The organism is Paenibacillus sp. NAIST15-1 (assembly GCF_001894745.1).
GTDB lineage: Bacteria > Bacillota > Bacilli > Paenibacillales > Paenibacillaceae > Paenibacillus_B > Paenibacillus_B suaedae.
Window position 1 is genome coordinate 656,853 of record NZ_BBYF01000001.1, and the last position, 16,781, is coordinate 673,633.

Genomic DNA, 16,781 nt, shown 5'->3' on the forward strand with positions numbered 1-16,781 from the left:
CCCTGCCCGGTATTTGTCATAACCGGAGCAAGACTCTATTCATACTCCCTATTTCATCGTAATCGAAATTTTATCTTCCTTTTGCACCCATTCTGCCTTCGCTCCCAGCTTCTCGCTAATGAAGCGAAGCGGCAAATAAGAGGTTCCTTTAATCGCGAAAGGCTTGTTGTCCAACTGAACTTCCTTGCCGTTCAACGTCATTGTCCCCGACTTATAGTTGACATCAATGGTCAATTCCGCGCTGCCAGTACCCGCATTGGAGCGGCTGACCGTGACAACCTTGCTTAGTATATCAAACTTGATCGTGGCACCCAGCTTCTCGAATATCGAACGAATCGGCACGAAGGCTTGACCGTTGCGAATAACAACGCCGTTGTTCATCTTAACAGTCTCTCCATTCAACACAAGCGATATCGCACGGTGTACCGGCACGGCCTGCGCATGCATAAACTCATAGTCCCCGTTTCCCAAATCCGCATCATTGTTAACGCCCCAGCCCCATAGAGAGCCGTCTGCCTTCTGCATGATGATATGTCTCCAGCCAGCCTTTACCGAGCTGATATTCGAAGCAATAAGTTCAAACTTGGCGCCGCTTGACATCGATTCGGTTTCAATAGACGCTTGATATACGTTTCCGCCATTCGTGAGCGCAATGATTGAACGTTCCACAACATACGCTTCTTTCACATCAGAGATATTCTTCAACTGAATCGGCTTCGGATTGTCATGAACCGTCGTTACGTCGGACACCCCCGTCCACGTACCACCCCAAAACCAGAGGCGAGATGCAGCGTCGATTGCCAGATTCGCTTCTCTATTTGAATAGATGGATTGGATCGCAGCCAATCCATCAACTTGCGAAGGAGCTGGGGTGCTTCCCGCCGGAAATTGAAGCAGCCAGCTCCACACCGTGCCGTCCTTTTTAAGCACCAGCCTGCTCGCCACGGACTTCACCTGAGGTAAGGAAGCAACCTTCTCAAACGAAGTTAATTTATTCGTTCCCTCCCATACAGTACCGTCCTTCTTCAGGAAAAACCATCGTTCCGGGTTCGGATGTTCAGGGGAGTACGCAGCTATTTTTTCAACCTGCTCGATGCCGGACAGCTCCTTGAATTGGGCATTGTCTTCGTCTGCAACAATATAAACTTTGCCATCTGCATCAATAGCTAAATCGCCATTCCAGAAAACCATATCATTTATGCCGGCCACAGGGTGAATTTTAATTTCTGGCGATACCGCGCTATCTTTCAAATACCATACCTTCTTGTCATCCGTCACCACATAAGGGCCAACGATCCGTGTTACTGAACCAATTCCATGCAATTGAGTCGGCACAGCCTGGAAATTTCCCCATACCCAGTAGGTTTTGTCTTTCTTAATTAACGAGTTCGATCCATATTCTTGAATTGCGTTGCTTGATTTCTGCTCTGCCGATACGACGGATGCATTGGATACTCCAATTATCCCTAAGCTCAACACCGCTGCCAGCATCCATTTTCCCGCATGTACTATTCTTTTCATTGCAACATTTCCTGTCTCTATGAAATTGAAAGTTTTCTATCCATTTATATACCATATTCTACCATTTATTCAGCATGATTTTCCACAGATTTTATGGCACAATTTCATGAAGCTCAGCCTGCTATATCTGTAAAAGAGCCAATGTATCCTGGCATTCTTACATTTTGCCTCTCTCTCGATCGCCACATGGCATGGTTAAAGGTCAGTTACAATATTATTCTCTGCTGGGATCACCTCTCGCGGATTGGCCAGCTGGAATAGCTCCCCCCACTCTTGCAATTGATCGATAATCGGCTTTAATTTCAACCCAAGCTCAGTTAATTCATACTCTACCTTAGGCGGAACTACAGGATAGGCATGACGGAGAATGATTCCCGCAGCCTCTAACTCCTTAAGCTGTTCTGCGAGCATTTTATGATTAATGCCTACAATCCCTTTCTTCAGTTCCCCATAACGATGCTTGCCTGCAAACAGTTTACAAATAATAGTCGGCTTCCAGCGCCCCGAAATGATAGAGACTGCCAACTCGATTGCACACTGGTACCGCTTCCCATTGATTTCATACATAGACGGACTTGTCATCTCATACTCTCCTTACGGTAAGTATTTCACCAAAAAGTGCGTACTTACATTATTTATGTTCATCAATTATGATTAGCATCGAAAAGATAAGCACCAATCAAAATGATCAGTCGACAGCCTCAATATATCATATGGTGGTGGATACAATGGATAAAATTGTGAAGAAGGATTCTGTAGAGGTGTTATATTCCGTTGAAGGCAGCGGATCAGGCTTATTGCTCATCCATGGGACAGGAGCAACCCATCAATTGTGGGAAGAATTAAGTCATACCCTGTCCTCCCACTTCACCGTCATGTCACCCAACTACGGTCAGTTGGGAACAAACTCACGCCTGGAGCTGGACGATGTGGTCGAGCAGCATCTTGCCGTCGTTTCCCAGGAAGGATTCGAGCAATTTCATGTCATTGGCTACTCGCTAGGAGCAGAGATTGCCGCAGCTCTGGCAGCCAAATACCCAAGGCGTGTACAGTCGCTTACGCTGGTTGCAGGATGGGTAGAGTCAGACGTGTCGGTACATTTCCAATTCGATTTATGGCACAAGCTGCTCAAGTCCGATCGTACCGCATTCGCCCAATTCCTAATGCATACCGGCTATAGCTCCGATTATTTGAATCGGTATTCTATTCATGAGCTGCTGGCGATGGCAGATGATCTCGCTCAAAATCTTGCGCCGGAGATGAACCATCACATTGAACTTGATACCCGCATCAATCTGCGTCCGCTCCTAGGCAGCATTACCGCTCCAACTCTCATTATTGGATTGACCCATGACCGCATGGTGCCTGTCGAACAGACGAAGGAGCTTGCGGCCCTGATCTCCGGTTCACAGTACCGTGAAATTGCTTCTGGACATTTGATCGTTACCGAGAATGGTGTCGCTTTGCTAGAAGAACTGCTGCTTTTCCTCGTTCAAGTAGATGAGCGGCTTAGATCAGTGCTTGACGGTATTGTGCATTAATACAACCCACTTCGAACAAAAACGATAATGGAATGAAAAAAGATGACTTCTGAGTAAATTCAGAAGTCATCTCTGTTTTGAGTATGATTAATATTCTTCTCCCGGATTAGAGTGGTTCTCATCTCCACTATTACTAGTAGAGCCACCATCCGCATCATATCCATTCACTTCGAAGGTAATGATTTTATCAAAGAATACATATTCCCTACGGTTCTTGAATGGCCCTTTATTATTATTATGCTTGTCAAACGCAAACATCACGGAGCCATTTCCAGAAGCTCGACCTTCATACCATGCAATAAATGCATTTACTTCCTTCATGGAAAGATCGAATTCTTTTGAAATCCCGTTATTTAATACAATATTTAATAGAGCGCGATTCCCATACTCTCCCTCATCAGTCCCCGGTGGTGTAACTTCATCTGAGTTCGGAGTAGCAGATGCTTCATTGGACTGCCCAATCTCACCACCTTGTGGACTTACAGCGGTTACTACATAATAGTATTTAGTGCCGTTGGTCACTAGTGAATCGACGTAGTCATAAGTGCTCCCTGTAACAGTTGCAATTGTCTTATATGAGCCCCCTGCAACATTGCTCCGCTTGATGTTATAACTGGCTGCACTATTTGTGCTATTCCAATGTAGTGATACTTTTTTATTACCGCCTGTCGCAGTTAATTGAATGGAAGCAGAATTTGGTTGTTCTGTTGATTCTCCAAACACATTCCATTCCATAATCCTAAGGGACTTCAACACTACTGTTGAAACATTTTCATATTTTTTAGGAAGTGTTTCTACTTTATCTTTCTCTAAAGGTTTATAGGAATACAACAAATTATTATCTGCATCATAAAATTCCATAGTTCCTAGGTCACTTGCATTTAAAATAACAGCCGAGACTTCTACCGGTGAAGAAAAGGTGTACCATGCCATTTCCCCAGCAGCAGCAGAGAGCTGCCTTGCACTAGAAGGATTATTATCCGTCATCCTGCGTTCAGTTGATGTAGGTTTATCCAGTTCCTTCCCCAAGCTGATCGGTACACCATCCAACAATCCGCCCGTATACTTCGTTGCATTCGGCGTGACTCTACTATTATTGGTGGTCATGGAATTGGTGCTTTCCCCCGCTTCGTTTACAGATGACACGGCATAATAATAAGTAGTTCCGTTGTTGACCGATTTATCTGTGTAAAAAGTATCTGTAACATTAGAAGCAATTACCTCAAAGGGGCCATTTGTAGACTCGGAACGTTTAACAGTGTATGTCTTTGCTCCAGTAGAATCCCACTCCAAGTATACAAATTTATCACCGCCCTGAATCCAAGTGATCGTAGTAGGTGAAGGTGCGGCAGAAGGCTTAGTAAATACATTCAATTCCCTTATCAAGCTGCCTTTTTCCGGTTTCACTACGACAGTGGATACTTTATCATCGATTGGTGGAAGAGACTGAATTCCATTAGTGTTTACAGCGTGATATGTAAGTAATAATTTTTTGCGGGAATCGTAAAATTCCATAGTAATATTTTTGTCGCCGTGGACGATAACGGCCGAAATTTCTTGTGGCGTGGTAAAAGTATACCAAGCAATGCTCTCTGTTCTAAAATATTCAACTGTTGAGGTATTATCATCTGTCATATTTTTTGTGCTTCCTGAAGCTTCTCCAACAGTCTTACCGATTTGAATAGGTACATCGTCCAATAATCCGCCCTTATACGGGCTTGATGCAGCATTCGCCGGACTCATTGCAATCATGCCCAACATAAGCATAAGCATCATAAAAGATAGACCTAATTTTTTCACTTTTTAGTTCCCCCTAGAAAATATTCTTTACTTTTCGAGCTGCTCTAGAGGTTAAATTATCATCAAATTTCATTTATGTCTAAACATAAAATTGAAAATAATGTAAGTATACACATTTAATTTAATTTATTCTTATGTACCAAACTAAACTGGCAAATAGGCAAACCGTCCAGTTCCTCCAATGAGACTGAACGGCGATCACCTAATTAAATATGCGACTTACAGTCTTGGATCAAGCTCCTTCTCTCTGCCTACTTCGAATAATAGGTTTGCAACCAGTTCCTTATACTCCGCATGCTGAGGTGTTATCTCATCAAGCCTTACAGCCAGCATTCGCTGTCCCAGACGATACTCATTGAGCGATGTCTTCAGCTTCTGGCGCACGTTTTTCTGCTTGATCAGCTTATCGTACTTATGCGGAAATTGATAATCATAGCCGTAAACAAGAGACAAATAATCTGCATTTCTGACCTTCATATAAGGTACGGCATTGTTTACCGTACACTCTGGTTTCATGACTACGCCCTCCATATGTTTCTCCGTTGTCAGCTTAGAGAAATAGCGCTCTGCTTGCTCAACATAATCAGGCTGTGTTAGATCCACGATTACGTATTCATCATCGGACAAGAAGCTAAAGAGCACAGATGTATTCTCCGTTGGAATACGTTCCTCGCCCGACTCATCAATCACTTTAAGCAGGCCAAACGGTTTATATTCCAACTCCCCGTCCTCCGCGTACAGTTCCAGTTGCTTCTGATAGGTCTTGTATGCTTCCTCATGCTCGCTCAGCAGGACATGCGTCTTGAGCGCATCGTGAACATACTTATAGCTTTGATAGATATGACTGCCGTACTTTTCACTAAGGACCGCTTTCGACATATGGTACTGGTCTTTTTCAAATTCCGTTCTCCGATACGTCTCCGTGAGGGTTTCCCACGCACTTTCAAATCCATGCTCCTGTAGAAATTCAAGTTCACTTCCTAAAGCTGCCGCAATCGGCTTGAACTGCCGTTCGATCAGCCCTTCCCCCATCGCTCTCCAAGGCAGCAATTCACCGTCCAACAGAAGCATCGCGATCTGGTTCTCCTCCATAAAAGCCCGGAATCTGTAAAGCAGCTGCTCGTATACGTCTGTTAGATCCACTTGCTTGACTCTATATCCGTTCCGACTCACTGCGAAACACTGCTCAACGTCACGATACAGATAAATATTGCATCTCGAGCCCATATACTTCGGCTGCAACACTACCTTCTCCACTTGATGTTCTGCAAAGTAATCCAATCCCCGCTTCAACGATTCCAGCTCATGCGCATCTACATCTTTATCCGAAGGCGACATCGTTCCAGATATGAAATTGATCTGATTCCGTGTACAGTAATGCAGTCTCCGCACTTCCTCATCGCTTAGCTCCTGCAGGGATACCTTCCGCTGAACTTCAAACAGTGTCGGCAGCTCATCTTTAATAACCGCTTGCTTGGCAGGATGCGATTTGTAGAATGGCTTGTAGGAGATACTTACAGCGGTCAATCGATTGCCATGCACACTGCCCGTGTCTACGTGAATTTTGTTCTTGATACGAAAAGCTGTCTTAGCCGCCACATGGCCGAATATATGATATGGTTGATTGCTAACCGATTCTTCTTGAATAAAGCGCAGCTGCTCTTCGAGCGGCGCATCCCGATCAATGCGGAAATTGCGCTGACGACGAACAGCCTTCACATCCAGCTTCCCAATATACTTATTCCTACAAGGCGCGTGGGTCACATAGAATGATGGCGCATTAGGCGAACGAAATTGATAGAACGGCTGCGATAGAGACACCAAGTGATTAAATCTATCCAACAGTTCTCGATCCCCCATTAACACCTGAATCGAATCAAAATACGTGCGTACCAGCTCCTGGTCGACACCACTAACCTCTCCCTGCAAGTACTTGTATACGAAGTTCTCATGGTTGCCGAGCACGAACCGGAAGTGCTCCCGATTGTTATATAAAAAGTCGATGGTTTCTTTAGTCGCCTTGCCTTTATCAATCCAATCCCCTACCAAAATAATGTCCGTATCCTGCACCCGCTCCGTGGCGCTGAGCTTGCCGTCCTCGATTCGGTAGCCGCAGCTGCGCAGCAGCCCTTGCAGGTCATGAATACATTCATGCACATCGCCCACAATCGTATAATTGCGTTCATTCGGCAGGAATGTAGCTGCATATTCGCTTCGATTGTGAACAATGACGCGGTATTCCGGATTGGCAGCCCCCTGTTCAAGCCAGTAAAAATCCTTACTGCGCACCCGATGGATATTGGCATACCCTTCCCGCGCAAGAGAACCGAGCACATCCTTTTTCAACCGATTCATATGGTTCGTGATCAGTCTCTTCGAACGCTCTGATGCATAATAGTCCTCGCGCTTGCGGTAGTCGAAGAGGATGACCTCTACGTGGTAGTGATTGCGGTCAGCAATCTCTCGAACCTTGGCCCTGAAATCCTCGGCTAGTCCGGTCGTATCCAGGATCACGAACTCCGCATTCACCGGAAAAGAAGTGATCATGTCCAGCTTCGTATATAGCAGATTGAAAGCTTGGGCGCTGGCCTCCAGCATAACCTGATCATATTTATCATAGTCGTGACCGAGTATTTCTTGCCGCATGCTGTCCGAGGACAAATATTGCACATTCATTTGCATGGCCCCTGATGCATCTCCACTTAACTGCGGCATCAGCACTTCCTTGGCAAACGTCGTCTTGCCGCACTCCGTCGGCCCAATCATCATATAGATGGTATGAACGTTAGTGACAAGCTCCACATTCTTCCCCTCCCTTCCTGATAACGACGCCTTGCGTCGTCGATATTCCATTCACGCGATCCCCGATCGCTACGAACTCGTATGTGTATGCCGCTCCATAAGCGCTCATCGCTTCCGCAAACCAAGCTTCGAACTCCTCTTTTCCCATTTCCCATCGGTGGTCGAGGTGCCGGAACGCCGTCAGTTCGTAGAAGACGTTAAAGTCTGCATTCGGTGTCGTAATGACGAAATGTTCAAAATCAATATTCGTGCAAATCGACTGGATCAGATGTTTCGCTTCATCCTTACTCATATGCTCAATCACTTCTGTCAACATCACGTCGACCTGCTCCCCGTTGTAATGCTCCATGAAGTGTTCAAGCGACGGATAGGTTACAATGTTATCCCGCTCCTTGGACTCGGCCTTCCGTTGTACAACCGCAAGCAGATCTTCATTAATATCTATTGCATAGTAGCTGCTGTTTTCTACTTTCGAAGCATAAGGGATTGCATAGAATCCCTCGCCGCAGCCAACATCGAGAATCGATTTGTTGAAAGGCAGTATGCCTGCAATGAAATTTCTGCGCTGCATCGCTGTTCCGCCGTATTCGAACTGGATCGTATAACGATCGGTGCGTTCCAATTCCATCTTATGTTTGCGGAAATCCTGCTTCGAGGACAAGAAGATGCGTGCGAACAGGCTGCGAATATAGTACGGGGCATCGATAATGTTCATGCTCTTCACATATTTCACGATCATACTGTCCGAAATATCAAGACTCTCATTGCCGAACATAGACAAGAATAAGCACAGCACACTCACAACATGAAGCAGCTCATGCAAGCTTCTCTGTGTCGTTATCTTGATAGAATAGCTCTTATCCGTCCGGTGATGGAGGTCGAAGGTATATGCCGTTACATGTTTTTGAAAAAAATGAATGTACTGCATGCGATCCACATGAATCATGTTGATGGTAAAGGAATGCTCATAACCCGCGACATCCTCTTCGCTCTGCGCCTTGAAGGGTGCCGAGAAAAATTCGCCAATCGCATGCAGCGGGAAAATCGGCGTATTATAGCGAGATACGTTCAAATATTCAAAAACTTCATCCTTATGCTGCTTATAGGAAACCTCATTGTCCGCATCCTTGAAATATACGTTATACTTCGCTGCATCGCTGTACCACCCGTATGCCATCCCCTTGCGAATCTGTCTCAAGATCATTCCGTTATGCGGGTTTTTCCGAATGAGAAATGAAAACTGTGGATGCGTTGACGATAATTGCACGATTGCCATTATGCTTCTTCTCTCCTTACATCTGCGGTTGTAATCGACCTGCGGAATAATTCATCAAGCCTTGCAACATATCCGCCTGCTGCAACAGGCTGCTGTGCGGCAATCCGTTCATAGTACCCGATGGATTGTTCGATAAAGGCATTGATGACTTCGATTCTCGGCTCCATATTCAACTCTTCTCCCGCAATCTTGCGCGCAAGCAATTGTTGAATAACGGCATGAAGATCACTGTTCGCCGGCACAAGCCGTTCTACCAGCACCGGGAATTCAATAGGCGGCATCTCGTGATAACGCTCAATCCACTGGCAGGCCAGCAGCGGGCGCAGCACGTAAAAGTACTTTTTGATCTTCACGGACTCCCTCTGCAAATACTCTCTGTAGTTTCCTGTGGCCATGTGCAAATAGTGATACATACAAGCTCTCGGCGAAAAGGTATGGGAGGATAGGGCACGTATCTGCTCCACCACATCCGATTCTTCCGCATATACAATCGGAGATTGCAGCCATTCAAGCAAAGGCGGATTTGACTTGCGGAATAAGGACAATGCTTTCTTCATATCCCAACCGTTGATGTCCAGCATATTGCTGATCGGCCGCTCAATCACGTCTCGTTTTTCGAATAAGGATAGATAGCTGTCCACAGGCCTTACATAGATGAATCGAACATCATAATCACTATCCCTCGATGGAAATCCCCAAGCCCTGCTGCCTGATTCGCAAGCATATACTATTCGTACCTGTTCTTCTATCTCGATATTTCGTAACGCATCTATAATTTGCTGCCGTATATTTTCCATATAGGTTTGACTCCTTCCCTATCAAAGCTATCCCATTGCAAGCTGCTCGTTTCGGTGTATCACTGCTTCGATTGATTTCCATCAACGCGTGTACTCAGGCGTTCCAGCACTTTAGCCATTCCCTAACCGTTGAACCGATGCGCATTGCTTTGTGCATTCATCATCTCTTATTTCCGGTTTTGCGAACATGGCGAAAGTATTACGACCTGCCGAGATTATTTCGTGCTTCCGCAAATGTTTACCTGATACAATAAAAGAGAACTGCATGGGTTACTTGGGAGAAGGAAGGAGATTCGACGTGGCTAAGGAGAGTTTCGATAAGGAGATTCAGTATTTGCGCACGCTCATGCTGATGAGAGGTGCGTTCAATAGACAACAGCTTGCAGATAGGCTGGGCATTTCCGTACATACATTGGACAAAACGGCTCGACGCTTGAAGGAAGTTGCCGCTGCCTCAGAGGTACAATCTAAGCATGCGTCAGAAATGGAACTGGCAGAAGCTGTTCATCAACGCAATGACGATTCATCCGATCCTGCCCTATTGTTCTTGTTTCGAGCCAAGTCATTGAAGGAATCCGAGTCGGTTCGGATATCGATTATTTTAGAGGCGCTGCAGGAGCAATCTATGACTGCTATGGAGCTTATGGATGAATGCTGCGGAAGAACGCCGGAAGAGCTGTCGCTGCCCGATGAGAAGACAATTCGAAGCGACCTGAAATATCTAGAATCGGTTGGCGTCATACGCAAAGCGAATGTATCCCGTCCATATCGCTACCGCTTGAACGATGAGCTCATACAGCAACTATCGGATGAGGAGCTGCTTGATTTATACGATTTCGTGGATGTAATGGCGAACACGCAGGTGCCTTCTGTCCATGGCTATTTGCTGCGGGACAGCTTGAAGAAGCAATTGCTGCTTGATCATGAGGGGCAATATCTTACCGACACCTTTTTATATAAGTATCACTATCATTTTCGCATATTGGATGAGGCCCATCTGTTTACCTTATTAGGCGCGATCAACAAGCGATGCAGAGTGCAATTCCAATACTTCACGCCCAAGGCAGAGAAGAGCTATGCCGCGCAGCAGACGAATCCGCGCTTCGAGAGGGATGGCGAAGGAACTTGGCATAAGGCTCTGCCCTTAAAGATCGTATATGACCATCAATATGGAAGATGGTATATGCTGAGCAGCGATAGAGAGGGTGTCCGCAAGTTCCGCATGGAGGGCATGACCCACATTGAAGAAGTGGAGGATGTATCCGAGGACGTGTTCCAGATGAAGACAGCGGCGCTCATGGAGAAGCTCCAGTACAGCTGGCTCATTGATACCGGACGGCCCGTGAAGGTGCGTGCCCGCTTCTTTAGTCCTCGCCCAGGAGAACCGGACTTCATTAAGCAGCGTGTACTGCTGCAAGGGCAGTGGGGGGAAATTGTTGAGGAGGATGATCAATCCTTCCTATACGAAATTACGGTAAATGGAATTACGGAGATTAAGCCTTGGCTGCGCAGCTTCGGATCGAGCTGCGAAGTGCTTGAGCCCAGACATCTACGCCGCGAGCTGATAGAGGAATGGAAGGAGATTGCTGCTTACTATGAACCCATTTGAGAAAATCTTTGGCTATCAAATTCTATCCCGTCTCGAAGATGCGGGTACATTTGTGGTTACCTCTCATGAACGGGCATGGTTGAAGACGATGCTTGCGCATCCAGCAGCGAACGATGCCTTTTCCGAAGATACGATAACCAAATTAAATGGAATCCTGTCCTCAGAGATGCTCATGGATACCTCCCATAATCTTATTGAGAAGGCCAAGAGCAAGGAAAAGCATGTCTATCATCCGATGCTAAAGCCGCTCCGGAGGTACATCTCTTCCGGAACAGGAATACGCATCAGCTACGCAATCAAGGGCGGTCGTATCAACGAGGAGCATGAGGGCTTTCCATATAAATTAGAGTATTCCATTATTAAGCGAGAATGGTACCTGCTCTGGTACCATCGTCAGCACCGTGGTCTCATGAACACCAAGCTGCGCAATATTACCTCATTAACAGCAGAATCGCTCCCGCCTGCGGAAGCGGAGTACATTCTAGCGAAGCTTGCCAGCTTGCGCGATCGTCGCAAATCTGAGGTTGTGATTGAGGTCATCCGTGAATATAACCGCGAGCTGTCGCGCATCTTGTATGCCTTCTCCTGCTTCGAGACGGAGGTGATGTACGATGAGGAACAGCGCAGCTACCAGATTCGAATCCGGCTGCCGTGGAATGAGCATGAGTTCCTCTTATCCAAGATACGCTTTCTCGGCAAGCGCGTCCGTGTGAAGGATAATACATACCTGCAGAAGCGCATGCGCGAGACGGCCGCCATGGCACTGGCAAGGTATGAAGAAAACAGTGTATAGACCTAAGATGGTGTGGGGCGGGCTCTCGCCAATCCTACACCAGAAGGTGTTCGTTTGTATAAATAAGCTTTCAGGGCTGTCACGTATAATCTCTCAACGAAAATAAATAGTAGATACACGCTAAAGTATAAACGTCCACTTCATCGTCTAAAAGCTCGATCGTAATCGTCCGAGGAGGTATAACCTTATTGTAAGTAATCAAAGCTATGTCTCTGTCAGATTCAGATGAGCATGTTAACTTAGTGGTTCGATCCATGAAGTCCTTTTTTAATAAGTAAACCTTATTATCAATCACGAACTCCATACTAGGATTTGGTTTGACCCTCGTTTTATCTTTCAGCACAAATCTTCCGAAATGTTTAGAATCCACGTTCCATTCCGACCTAATCATTGTCTGGAGCGACCAAACTTCAACCGCCTTACTCATTGACCTTCCTTCGTTATCAAAAACTTCAGCATTGATCAAGTAATCACTAAAAATAGTATCAACAACATAATGGAGCGTACTATTATAGTGCCTTTGAATTTCCCCTACTCGATTCCCGTTTGCATCTATTAATGCGAATTTTTTTCTGCTTTTGCGATAGATAGGGGATACATATTGATAACGGGGCATTGGATCACCACTTTGCAGATTATAATCAACATTCAATGTCAAGAAAATATTTCCTTTTATTTACTATCCCCCAGTATGAATGACCTTGTCAATACGCTGCCAACCATTCTATTTCGCGTTTCCCCAACAATCTCCATTCAGCCTAACTGGCAGGTTTAAGGCCGTCCTAATAAAAAACGGCGGCAGCCGAATCCATAAGGATCAGCGTACCGCCGCGTAACATCACAATGATAGCTTATATTTTAAATTTCTTCACTAGCAATTCCAATTCGCTGCTGGACCGGCTTAAATCTTCAGCCGACTGCGAGACCGTATCAATTGCTTTCAACTGATCCTGCGTCGAAGCGCTGACTTCTTCCGCGGCGGCTGCGGATTCCTCCGAGATCGCGGACAGATTTACGATGGACTGAACCACGTTTTCTTTCAGCTCGGACGCCGTCTGTATTTTATCCGACATTTCCTTAATCGCCTCGATCACTTGCTGCATCAAGCTTTGAATGCTTGTAAATGCAATCTCTGTCGACTGCACGGCCACATTTTGTTCCGAGGTGATTTCCTTGGTCCGGCTCATCGCACGGGTGGCATTCGCAGCCTCTTCTATAATGCCCTGAATGGTGCTGCTAATTTGCTCTGTCGAATTAGCGGATTGTTCTGCTAGTTTACGCACTTCTGTGGCGACGACTGAAAATCCCTTGCCAGCCTCTCCCGCTCTTGCCGCTTCGATCGACGCATTTAAAGCAAGCAGATTGGTTTGAGCTGATATCGCTTTGATCATTTCGGCCACAGCCTGAATGTCGTTGATTTTGGTTACGAGCAGGTTCAATACTTGTTCGATCGATTGAATTTCACGGAACGATTCATCGGAACGCACTTGCAGCACAGCCAACGTCTCTCTTCCATCGATGCTTGCCTGCTGCGTCTGGTTTGACTTCGCCTGCATGGAGGACATCGTTTCTTCCACCGATCTAAACTGCGAGTCCAGCTTGCTTGTGACCTCCTGCATAAGATCCAGATTTGCTGCGCTTTCGGCCGAACCTTGCGCGACATCTGACATGGCGTGGGCAATTTCTTCGCTTGCCGCTTTTGTTTCTTCTGATACGGCACTCAGATTTTCAGCCGACTCCGTGAGCTGTTCAGAGGAACCAATCACACGGGATAAGACTTCCCGCACGCTTTGTACCATATGATTAAAGTGGCCTGTTAATTGGCCAATCTCGTCCTTCGAACTTACCTTCCCTTCCACGGTCAAGTCTCCATCAGCCATTAGCTGCACCTGCTTCGTCAATTGAACGATCGGCTTCGTAAAGAAACGGGCGACAAAGTAGATGATGACATTTGATACAACAATGGCACACAAGGTTATGATGATGTTCATGTATTTAATATGGTTCGTGAGCTTTAACAGTTCGTCTTCTTGATAGACAGCACCGATTTTCCACCCTGTAAGACCGGACGTCGTATAATACAGAACTTCCGCTTCGCCTTTATCCGTGTAGTTGACCTTTCCTGCACTCTCATTTGAAGTGTAAATTTTGTCGACATATGGTCTTTCCCGTTGATTTTTCCCGGCTGCATCTTCTGTATCCGGCAGTACTATCGAGTTTCCTTCTGCATCCAAAATAAATCCAAACCCATTATATCCCACATTCGTTTCACTGATTTGCTTTGTCAATTGATCCAGGTTCACATCAAGCGAAATAACTCCGAGGATCGTGTTGTTTTCCACAATGGCCTTAGAAATCGCTATTTTCATTTTCTGACTGACACTATCCTTATACGGAGGGGTGAATTTCACTTTATCCTTGTCATCATTAGCCAATTTATACCATGGGCGAATACGAGGATCATAATCTTTTTTGAATACATTAGCTTCGGGATCAAACATCTGCTTCGATGAATTTCCCATATAAATAGCAGATATTTCAGGATTGATTTTTGTATAAGATTTCATCACTTGAATCATGTTAGGAGTTAGCTTGTCTCTATTTTTTACAATGTCTTTGATTTCTGGATTTTCACTAAAATGCAAAATATCATTTGCATAATTATGTAGACGCAAATCCGTAACTTGCAATAAGGCCTTCGCTTCTTCGCTTCCTAACTCATCCAGCTCTTCTTTAAAGCTGTTAGTCATCTGCAGGTTAGTTGTCAATTGCAGAATGACCAAGGAAGAAACCAGCAATACTGCAAAAATTAACATAAGCTTGTTCTGTAACTTTTTAAACATGATGTCGACCCCCTATGAATTGTAAACGTTACAAAACTCATACTGGGATCGGAATGAAAACCCCAGATTAGACGTTATAACGTCTTTAACGTGGAAATTTTAGCACATGTTTAATATGTATAAAGTGATATAATTCCGAACGATTATGCGGAATTATACAAAATTATTGATAATTTTACGGCGTATTTACTAGAAGTAGATACGGATCTCCCAGCTCCAATAGTATCGAGAATTATTCCTGTATATTAATATTTCGGTTCGTTTCATTTAAACTATAAGCACTTCATGAAATTCTACTAATTTTTTATTAATTCCAGAAACTCCGATAATTTATAACACAAGAACAAAAGCATAAAATTTCATGTACTAGAGTACGAGTTTCAATTTCTCAGTTGACAAATTGGATTACTCAAATTTATTATTAATTTATCATGTTACATATTTTGGATGTCTGTCAAAAGTTTCATCATTCCGCTGACCGTACCGACGGAGGCCCCTATTATCATCGCTGCATGTGCAGAAAGGGGAGCGTACCGTGTCATTCAGTTATATCTCTCATTTGCATTGCCCGAAATGCAGAACAAGTTATTCCCCGCACAAGCAGGCGCATCTATGTGCTTGCGGTTCCCCATTACTTGTAGTCTATCGGTTGGATGAACTGAAGGAAACCGTCCAACGCTCCGAACTGGCTGCAAGAGAACCAAGCTTGTGGCGCTATCATGAGCTGCTCCCCATCGAGCTGGAGCAGAATGTGATTTCTTTAGGAGAAGGCCTTACTCCTCTCCTCCCCCTGACCAAGCTTGGACACCGAATTGGTATTTCCCAGTTGTATATGAAGGATGATGGGCTTCAGCCGACTGGCTCTTTCAAAGCCCGCGGCGCGGCTGTTGGTGTATCCAAAGCCAAGGAGCTTGGCGTTCAGGAATTAGCATTGCCGACGAATGGCAATGCAGGAGCGGCCTGGGCACTCTATGCAGCTCGTGCGGGCATACGCTCCACGGTTGTCATGCCTGTGGATGCGCCGGCCATTACACGCAGCGAATGCGCGATTGCAGGAGCCCAGCTCCATCTGGTCAATGGCTTAATTAGTGATGCTGGCAAAATTGTCTCCCAAGCGATCAGCGACGATGACAGCCTATATGATGCCTCTACACTAAAAGAGCCTTACCGGATCGAGGGCAAGAAGACGATTGGCTTCGAAATAGCCGAGCAATTAGGCTGGAAGCTGCCCGATGTCATCCTGTATCCAACAGGAGGCGGTGTCGGCCTCATCGGCATTTATAAGGCATTGACAGAGTTGCTGGCACTAGGCTGGGTTCAAGGCAAGCTCCCTCGGTTCGTCGCTGTTCAATCTGCTGGATGTGCCCCCATCGTCGAGGCATGGAAGAACAAGCAATCCGAGTCGATACCTTGGCCAAATGCTTCTACCCTTGCGTTCGGCATCAATGTACCGAAGGCACTAGGAGACTTTCTAATATTGGATGCCATCTATCAAACTGAGGGCTGCGCGATTGCGGTGGATGATCGCGCTCTGTTGGGCGAGCAGCGCCTTATTGCTGAGCTCGAAGGAGCCTTCATCTGCCCGGAAGGCGCATCTACATTCGTCGCCGCACGCCGATTGCGGGATAGCGGCTGGATTCAGGACAGCGATACCGTCGTTGCGATCAATACCGGGCTCGGCTTGAAATACCCGCATGTCGTCCAGACCAGCATCCCTGTCTTGGAGCCTGGTGATTACCTAAACAGAAGGAGCACTATCTCCGGCAGGCAGTCCACTTCAAGGGAGGAAACTGGCTAAC

12 protein-coding genes are annotated in these 16,781 nt (G+C 45.8%); 4 read left to right on the forward strand and 8 right to left on the reverse strand.

The annotated features are described in order from the left end of the window. Positions 1-48: 48 nt before the first annotated feature. Together PBN151_RS02905 and PBN151_RS02910 are read right to left on the reverse strand one after the other, a co-directional pair. Positions 49-1,521: a stalk domain-containing protein gene (locus PBN151_RS02905; protein WP_072727574.1), complete on the reverse strand. Its 1,473-nt coding sequence runs from the start codon at positions 1,519-1,521 to the stop codon at positions 49-51. Between the two features lie 195 nt (positions 1,522-1,716). After that, positions 1,717-2,103: a winged helix-turn-helix transcriptional regulator gene (locus PBN151_RS02910; RefSeq protein ID WP_072727575.1), complete on the reverse strand. Its 387-nt coding sequence runs from the start codon at positions 2,101-2,103 to the stop codon at positions 1,717-1,719. Between the two features lie 146 nt (positions 2,104-2,249). On the opposite strand from PBN151_RS02910, the gene PBN151_RS02915 reads away from it, so the two are divergent. Next, complete coding sequence (locus PBN151_RS02915; protein WP_072727576.1) at positions 2,250-3,062, forward strand: alpha/beta fold hydrolase; 813 nt, start codon at positions 2,250-2,252, stop codon at positions 3,060-3,062. An 87-nt stretch (positions 3,063-3,149) separates the two neighbouring features. On the opposite strand, the gene PBN151_RS02920 is transcribed toward PBN151_RS02915, so the two are convergent. The 4 genes from PBN151_RS02920 to PBN151_RS02935 all read right to left on the reverse strand — a co-directional run bounded on the left by PBN151_RS02920 (position 3,150) and on the right by PBN151_RS02935 (position 9,737). Continuing rightward, the gene (locus PBN151_RS02920; protein ID WP_139295257.1) at positions 3,150-4,862 is read right to left on the reverse strand and encodes a fibronectin type III domain-containing protein; all 1,713 of its coding nucleotides are present in this window, start codon (positions 4,860-4,862) and stop codon (positions 3,150-3,152) included. A 219-nt stretch (positions 4,863-5,081) separates the two neighbouring features. Then, on the reverse strand, positions 5,082-7,664 hold the full coding sequence (locus tag PBN151_RS02925; RefSeq protein WP_072727577.1) for a metallophosphoesterase: 2,583 nt from the start codon (positions 7,662-7,664) through the stop codon (positions 5,082-5,084). Further along, entirely contained in the window at positions 7,648-8,940 is a 1,293-nt protein-coding gene (locus PBN151_RS02930; protein WP_072727578.1) for a class I SAM-dependent methyltransferase, read from the reverse strand. The genes PBN151_RS02925 and PBN151_RS02930 overlap by 17 nt, the downstream gene beginning before the upstream one ends. Further along, positions 8,940-9,737 carry a nucleotidyltransferase domain-containing protein gene (locus PBN151_RS02935; protein ID WP_072727579.1) on the reverse strand — a complete coding sequence of 266 codons (798 nt, stop codon included), beginning with the start codon at positions 9,735-9,737 and terminating at the stop codon, positions 8,940-8,942. The genes PBN151_RS02930 and PBN151_RS02935 overlap by 1 nt, the downstream gene beginning before the upstream one ends. Before the next feature lie 298 nt (positions 9,738-10,035). Between PBN151_RS02935 and PBN151_RS02940 the strand changes: the two genes are divergently transcribed. Together PBN151_RS02940 and PBN151_RS02945 are read left to right on the forward strand one after the other, a co-directional pair. Further along, positions 10,036-11,346 (forward strand): helix-turn-helix transcriptional regulator, encoded by a 1,311-nt coding sequence (locus PBN151_RS02940; RefSeq protein ID WP_072727580.1) that lies wholly within the window; start codon positions 10,036-10,038, stop codon positions 11,344-11,346. Further along, positions 11,333-12,139, forward strand: a complete 807-nt coding sequence (locus PBN151_RS02945) for a WYL domain-containing protein (RefSeq protein WP_072727581.1) — start codon at positions 11,333-11,335, stop codon at positions 12,137-12,139. Before PBN151_RS02940 ends, PBN151_RS02945 begins: the two co-directional genes overlap by 14 nt. A gap of 79 nt (positions 12,140-12,218) precedes the next feature. Here the strand turns inward: PBN151_RS02945 and PBN151_RS02950 are convergent, their stop codons facing one another. Further along, positions 12,219-12,797 (reverse strand): tubby C-terminal domain-like protein, encoded by a 579-nt coding sequence (locus PBN151_RS02950; RefSeq protein ID WP_072727582.1) that lies wholly within the window; start codon positions 12,795-12,797, stop codon positions 12,219-12,221. 193 nt (positions 12,798-12,990) lie between these two features. Then, a complete protein-coding gene (locus PBN151_RS02955; protein WP_072727583.1) occupies positions 12,991-14,982 on the reverse strand; it encodes a methyl-accepting chemotaxis protein in 1,992 nt (663 codons plus the stop codon). Positions 14,983-15,517: 535 nt separating this feature from the next. Here PBN151_RS02955 and PBN151_RS02960 point away from each other — a divergent pair. Next, positions 15,518-16,780 carry a threonine synthase gene (locus tag PBN151_RS02960; RefSeq protein WP_072727584.1) on the forward strand — a complete coding sequence of 421 codons (1,263 nt, stop codon included), beginning with the start codon at positions 15,518-15,520 and terminating at the stop codon, positions 16,778-16,780. The last annotated feature ends 1 nt before the right edge of the window (position 16,781 follow it).

Coding starts and splice junctions, on each gene's coding strand:
- PBN151_RS02905 (WP_072727574.1), bottom strand. CDS start 1,521: ATGAAAAGAATAGTACATGCGGGAAAATGGATGCTGGCAGCGGTGTTG.
- PBN151_RS02910 (WP_072727575.1), bottom strand. CDS start 2,103: ATGACAAGTCCGTCTATGTATGAAATCAATGGGAAGCGGTACCAGTGT.
- PBN151_RS02915 (WP_072727576.1), top strand. CDS start 2,250: ATGGATAAAATTGTGAAGAAGGATTCTGTAGAGGTGTTATATTCCGTT.
- PBN151_RS02930 (WP_072727578.1), bottom strand. CDS start 8,940: ATGGCAATCGTGCAATTATCGTCAACGCATCCACAGTTTTCATTTCTC.
- PBN151_RS02935 (WP_072727579.1), bottom strand. CDS start 9,737: ATGGAAAATATACGGCAGCAAATTATAGATGCGTTACGAAATATCGAG.
- PBN151_RS02945 (WP_072727581.1), top strand. CDS start 11,333: ATGAACCCATTTGAGAAAATCTTTGGCTATCAAATTCTATCCCGTCTC.
- PBN151_RS02955 (WP_072727583.1), bottom strand. CDS start 14,982: ATGTTTAAAAAGTTACAGAACAAGCTTATGTTAATTTTTGCAGTATTG.